Below are 6800 nucleotides of genomic sequence, written 5' to 3' on the forward strand. Positions count from 1 at the left end.
AACAGACTCACGAGGAGTTATCCGATACAAAACTTCTCGCTTCCTTGAGACGATATTATCTTGCATTATTTCTCTGTCAGCAGTGATAGGACTGGTAAGTGAAAAGATCAAAGATGTGTAACTCTGCCAGTCACAGAACTTCCCCGATCCTCTCAAGAATGGTCTCCATTATGCTTATCGCATTATAAATCGGGATGATTTCATCTTCAATACCACCATATCTCCCGAATACTGCATAGGTGTTCATAATGCGAGTTTATCTGTTTCAATCGGCAATGAAATTCCAATTTTATCGATCAGATACGCACACTCGGAAAGAACATGAGTACGCCTGAATATGATGCCATGTGCAAGTATTACGGACTTTCATGCTTTTCCACAGCCTTCTTAGGCATGAAGACAAATAATGTGGGATTTTTATGCCATTCATTCATATCAATGCAAGACAGGCATCGCGATCAGCATACGTTCAGGAGAGAAACCTTCTGGATTCATCTTTCCGATTCATACAGTACTTTTCCTCGTTTAATGCCCAGAATAAAACAGTCCCAGGAACTGGTTCTGAAGACTCGTCTTCACTGTATACTCATATATCCACTCCCACACCAGGAGTTACTCTTCCAATGGCATTTCGATAAATGACCATCTGGATTCCTCTTTTTAGATTTTTTTACCAGTACCAGAAGATCCAGATCTGATTCTGCAGTTGCCTCACCCCGGGCATACGATCCAAAAAGGATAATTCGGGATGGTTTATCCACCCGAAGAACCTTCATCGCAGATTTTAAGATCCGGTCTTCAGAAAGCACTGACATTAAAACGCTCCAATTATCGAGGGGAAAGGATCTGCTGAATACACTTTGCACCTTAGTATCTCTTTTTTAGGGATTATTCAGATGAGTCTATAACAGATCAGGGAGAGATTCGGAGATATGAATATAGTGCAAAGTATACCGATTTAGAATGACCGAAGTGAAACAGAGGTTATTCAAAGCGTGCACACTATATGCGCTACATAGTTTAAGCCATACTTTTTGGATAAATCCGGAAAGTTTGGCATTATACTATATATGGAGGTATTACCCTGACTTGAAAATAAGGAGGATCTGTGCATATTCAGAATAAAATAGATGATTACATAAGTAATCGGTGAAATTGCCTCATAAACGCGTTTTTGGATCGTTTATATAGACTGACACACAGCCCCTTTTCATGCTGGGCCATAGTTCAGGTATGGGTATATATAAGCCCGGCATAGCGTGGAGCAGCAATTGCGCTTTTCACCAGGTTTTCCAGGAATACTCCGCCATACGCCGATATTTTGCCGGGAGGATACCCGGTGATCCGAACAGGGGCGGAATTCCGAAAAGAAGGCTATTTTGGGGGCGTTTTTTGGGTCAAACCTGTCAGGTCACGAACGGGTGCACCAGTACCAGGTTCCTGTGGGAGGTTAATTACAGGAAAAACACGTAAATTCTGTATCCAGTATCGTCTGATTCGCCCCGACCGATTCAAAAATTATCAAGTGATGGGGTATTCCACTTGATACAATCTTCAGGGTGTCTCCGGTTGAAAAATTTGACACAGTATCGTCATTATTCCAAGAAGTTCCATTTCCCTTGGAAATTGAAGTATTAACTTCATCAGAATACGAACACAAAGGAGTCACGACTTCATTATTTAGAAGGAACTTGATATCAGACCACTTGATTGAACTTCCTCCCTGATGAGAGATCAATGTCGAGTTATAAGTTCGACCATCCTCACAGCATGAGTACACCAGAAAGGAGATATGCGGCTGCGCCTCCGGGGGGGGGGAGGAGATGAGAAATACCCCGATGATAGCCATCCCGGTGATGACAATGGATATTAAGAGGACTCCCCCGATAACCTCCGAAACAGCACAGTCCTTCATGAATAACAATAAAATAGGTGATATCAGGTGAAATAGTACTCTGCTGCTGTTCCGTCAAAGAATGACTGATCTGAATCGAGCTCCAGGCTCATGAACCGTTCGATGGTCGGCATCAGTTCTGTGATCCTGAGATTCCGTTTCCACGAGACCGAGACGCCGGTTCCCTGCCACTGGAAACTGACCCATGCAGCATAATTCTTTGCTGCAGTAAGGGTGAGGTTTGAATGGAAGTTCTCGAAATCCTGTACCCGGATCTGGGTTATGTTCCCCTGGGCTTTCTGGATCCCGTTAATCTTCAGATCGATATCAGACAGGTTGCATTCGGTTATTGAACCGGCCATGAATATCTTCGCTTTTGAATGCTGGTTTCTCAGGGCAATCTCGATACTATCACCGTCAGCCATGGTTATGGTCGTGTTGTTCACGGTGATCGTCGAGTTCGATCCCCGGGATATCCATGACATGACACCGCCTGACTCAAGAATCGTGTTTCTTGAGGTTAGCAGGCTCGTGCCATTCCAGATACCGGTTACATTCACGTACTTCTCGATATAATCAGAGGCGGGCGTTGCATTGGTGACCATCTGGCGGACGGAGTAATTGCCCTCGCTCATGAAGATGTGGATGGGGTTCTGTTCCGTTGAACTGTTTCCATCCTTGAAATTCCATGACCACTGGTTTGCCCCGCCGGTTGAGAGATCGGTAAATGCAACCTCGTGGGGAGCTCTGCCCGTCCAGGGATACGCGGTGAAGTTGGCATGGATCGGCTCTTTTGAAAGAACGGTGATACTCTTCAAGGGCGAATCCGCAAAATTACCCATCATGGCAATAACCGTGGCATTCCGGTACGGAACCCTCACGAATACTGGCAACGTTCTCCCTGCATACTGTTCTGCATTGAAGGTTCCCTGGACTGTCGAAGGAAGACCGGGTGTCGTGACAGCCATGGTGCCTACCGACTGGTTATTGACATATAGTTGTGCCGAGGTGTTATCCTGCCATTTCCCGGAGACGGATGCAGTCACCGTGGTATTCCCCTTGACGTTCGGATTCGCCGTGGTCCAGGTTCCCGATTCGGAGGTGATCGAGGTGATATTTACGGTAATTGGTTCATACGCGATCGTCGCATTTGAATAGGCATATACATACGTGCCGTTTGAAAGTTTCATCCTTGCAGTGAAAAGACGCTTGGTACCTTCATATGGCCTGGTATCAAGACTTGTGATCAGGTATTCAGCAATAGTCGAGTTATATAATAACTGCTGGGTAGAAACCGGAGAGGTAAGATAACACTGACTGGTTCTTTCTCCAAGACCCTCAAAATGTGCCTCCACCGTGTATGCCGAGGTATAGGGAATCGTGTCTCCTTCTTTCGGTTTATCGATATCAAAATGGATAGAGGAATCCCATTTATATGTTAGATATAACTGGTTCGCTGAAATGGTCGTGTTATCAGGCACCGGGAAATGAATCCCCTTCACATAATTTGTTCCTACCGGATACTGCCACCAGTCAAGGAAATAAGCCCCATATCCCTCGTATTTTAGGTAGTTGTTATACTCCCTGAACGTGAGATTGTATGAAGAGTCACCCCAGGTTGTATACCCCGTGGGATACCCTCCCGGGGGATCCAGGGTAAAAGTGCCGCTTCTCGAGCTTGGACTCAGGTATACGACACGCGGCGTGGTATTATATGTTGTATTGTAATCAAGAAACTCTGCCGAAGAAGCTAGGTCGCTATAGTAAAAAGTGCCATCACTATAGCCCCCTCCATACTTAACGAAGTACCCGGGTACCTGAATGGAGGAAGTATGCGGCCCGACATTGCCGAAATCGATATTCGTGTACTCCCGGTCCGAATAGATCAGGATACTGTCTGACACGTTCTGGTTGTACGTCCCGTACGAATAGGTCACTTTCCACTTATCGGGAAGGTATTCCCTGACCCTGAAGACGGAGTTGCTCACCCCTTCGAGGTAGAACACGTAATCACCAGTGGAGTTGGTGGTCGTCGAGTTTACCGCCTGCCAGGTTCCACTCTTCCGTTCCTCCAGGGTGACCTGCCAATCCGGGAGATAATCCTCGCTGGTATCCTTCACCCGGTTCTGGTTCTTGTCGGTCCATACCTTTCCCGAAATAAGCCCGGGCTTTGAGACCACGAAGACCGAGGTGTTGACAAACGCCTGTCCGCATTCGTTCTGGACCATCAGGCTGGCATAGAAGGTTCCCACCCGGTCATACGTATGGGGAGGCGGATTCGGATTCGAGACATTGGACGAGTAGTAATACGTACCGTCACCAAATGACCACCGCCACCCGGTGATGTTTGCATGGGGTTCTGAGTGATCGGTAAAGTTCACCGTGAGGGGTGATTCACCGGTCTTTGGTTCTGCATCCATTACCCCGGTAAGGGTCGTACAGGGGAACACAATCGGTCGGGTAATATTTGCTACCTGGCCACAATCGTTCTTTACAATCAGTTTGACCTTATAGGTCTCATTCCGGGCCTCGAATTCCTGTCTCGGCGGTTCTTTTCCGTAATAATGCTCCTTTCCGTTATCGAAATCCCAATCCCAGTAAACAACACTCTCAGGATCGCTCGTCGAGAGATCCGTAAATTCAACAGACATGTTTCCATCGAGATCGACAACTCCGTCGTAGCTGAAATCTGCTTTCGGTGCTGTACACAGGGGATAAACGACAACCAGGTCCGTTTTATTCATGCGGTCAGATCCGCCGGGGTTTGAAGCGGTCAGCTCTACCGAGTACAGGATCGGTTCAGTTCCATCACCACGCCCATAATCATACAGGTAGTAGTTGGACACGGATGTTCCGCTCTTTACGGTTCCATCCCCAAGATTCCAGCTCCAGCCAGTCGGAGAGCAGTACGAGCCATCAGTAAAGTTCACGAGGAACGGTTCCCGGCCACAGGGTTTACCCGGGTATTTTGCATTGCATAAATCACAAACCCGTCCTTCCGACGAGGTACAATCCTTATCCCATGATTCAGTGAAATCCGCATGAACCGGTTTGACCTCGATATAATTCTCTTTTGTCAGGGTGAAGTTGAGTCCTTCATCCGTGGTAATATTGTGAGTTACGGAATAAAGGCCGGTCTCCGTATATGTCCAGGTAGGAGTAAGTCCTGTCGCATCGATCCCGGGATTTTTGTTTGCATCGAAATCCCAATCCGAATAAACAACATTACCATAGGAGGTATCATTAAATTGAACCTCTTCGTTGATACAGACACGGACAGAACCGGTCATGCCTACCCGGCCACTGCCGCTTCCGAATATGCTCCCCCCGGTTCCAAAATCGATTATCCGGGGAATGAGACCTGACCAGATTATCGACTCGGCACCCGACGGGCTTTTATAGATTATATCAATATTTTTTGGCAGGCTGAGAGGTTTTGCACTAAACCCCTCTCCAACCTGGAGATATTCCATATCGAGACCGGTTGATGAAGTATTACCCACGTAACTGAATTCAGATTTCCCGGAATCCAGGGTAGCGGTGGCATCTAGTATTGGCCAAATCTTCTCCCGGTCAACAAGGATATAATACTCGGCATTGGCCTCTGCATTATTCCCTGATGAATCATACGTCCGGAGGCTGTCTCCTCCTGCGTGGATCAGATTAATCTGGTTATCAGTTCCCAAAACCAGATTGAAGGAGACCTGGGGGATTTTTTCAGGGGGGGGCTGGGAGAAATAGACCGTCCCCAAAATACTAAATCCGGTGACCATAATAGCAATCATCAGTACCGCCCCCAGTACCTCGCTTATCCCGGAATCTTTTTTCATGCCGATTCTCTCCGTTTGTTCGATGAAATTGGGATCATATAAAAGAATGATCGTAACTATCCCCTTGTTTTGTGATGCAATAAACTATCGGAAGGGTAATAATAGGGGAGTGAAGAAAAAGAATATATCTTTGATTAACCTTACTGGCCGATGTTGAACAACGAGACCGAGACATCAGCTTTTTTATACGATATTTTCAGGTTATTTTGTGTGATATCATCCACTCCATCATTATCTGTAAATTCATCAATGACATCCTGAAGAGTGGGATAATTCACATCATCTTGAACTATCGAGGATAGATCAAAAGGAGATGGACCATTACATATAAACAGACTTGCACTTATTTCTCCAGCAGTTACGGGTTTAACCGTTGCAACAATATTCTTTGGAGAAATTAATCCGCTGGAGGATCTCTTAGCATTTTCAGCCACGGTGTTGAAGACCTTATACCATTTACTCTGTTCAGCCGCATCTAATCCATCGGCATTGATGAGAATAAATTTCGCATTGCTCTGCCCATCCAGGAGTTCATACCCATTGACCGACGATGTCAGGTCAGATATCGTGATCATTACCGGGTTATTCTGTGTTCCGCTTACTGATGAACTATGGATGAAATCTGAATGCGTCTTGATCTCGATATCGGTAATGTCCACCTGGATTATACCGTTTACCATCTGGACTGATACAGGTGGAGTGAATAATAACGAGGTACCATCGCTCTGGTTGACAAACGAGGTTCCCCACTGGTAGAGGTATTCCTGGTTAACCCAGTATTTGTTATGTGAACCAAATTTAAACAAAGAAAGAGGATGATTTACTCCGGATCCAAAATCAGTTTCGGGAGAAACAGTTTTCTCCTCGATAGGTGCATATTTTGTCTGACCAATCGAAGACCCCTTCGTTTCAGTTGGATTTGGTGTATAGGGATATTCATACACGCTGCATGAATAGTTGAACGTATTATTTAGCGTATCCGCAAGTCCATAACTCCAGTCATAGAGATCAATTGGATAGGGATTATTTACTGCATCAACGCCTTTTACGAGGGTAAGGTTATCAATCGATGTATT

4 protein-coding genes are annotated in these 6800 nt (G+C 45.9%); all 4 read right to left on the reverse strand.

The genetic code is table 11. The features are described 5' to 3' along the window. Nucleotides 1–575 precede the first annotated feature (575 nt). On the reverse strand, nt 576–815 hold the full coding sequence (locus LUQ50_RS13975) for a nucleotidyltransferase domain-containing protein (RefSeq protein WP_300040714.1): 240 nt from the start codon (nt 813–815) through the stop codon (nt 576–578). A 635-nt stretch (nt 816–1450) separates the two neighbouring features. Continuing rightward, nucleotides 1451–1915 (reverse strand): type IV pilin N-terminal domain-containing protein, encoded by a 465-nt coding sequence (locus LUQ50_RS13980; RefSeq protein ID WP_300040716.1) that lies wholly within the window; start codon nt 1913–1915, stop codon nt 1451–1453. A 23-nt stretch (nt 1916–1938) separates the two neighbouring features. Continuing rightward, nucleotides 1939–5724: a PKD domain-containing protein gene (locus LUQ50_RS13985; protein ID WP_300040718.1), complete on the reverse strand. Its 3786-nt coding sequence runs from the start codon at nt 5722–5724 to the stop codon at nt 1939–1941. A gap of 140 nt (nt 5725–5864) precedes the next feature. Beyond that, nucleotides 5865–6800 (reverse strand): hypothetical protein (locus tag LUQ50_RS13990; protein WP_300040720.1); only part of this gene is annotated, 936 nt, incomplete at its 5' end.

The organism is Methanospirillum sp., assembly GCF_028679455.1.
Classification (GTDB): domain Archaea; phylum Halobacteriota; class Methanomicrobia; order Methanomicrobiales; family Methanospirillaceae; genus Methanospirillum.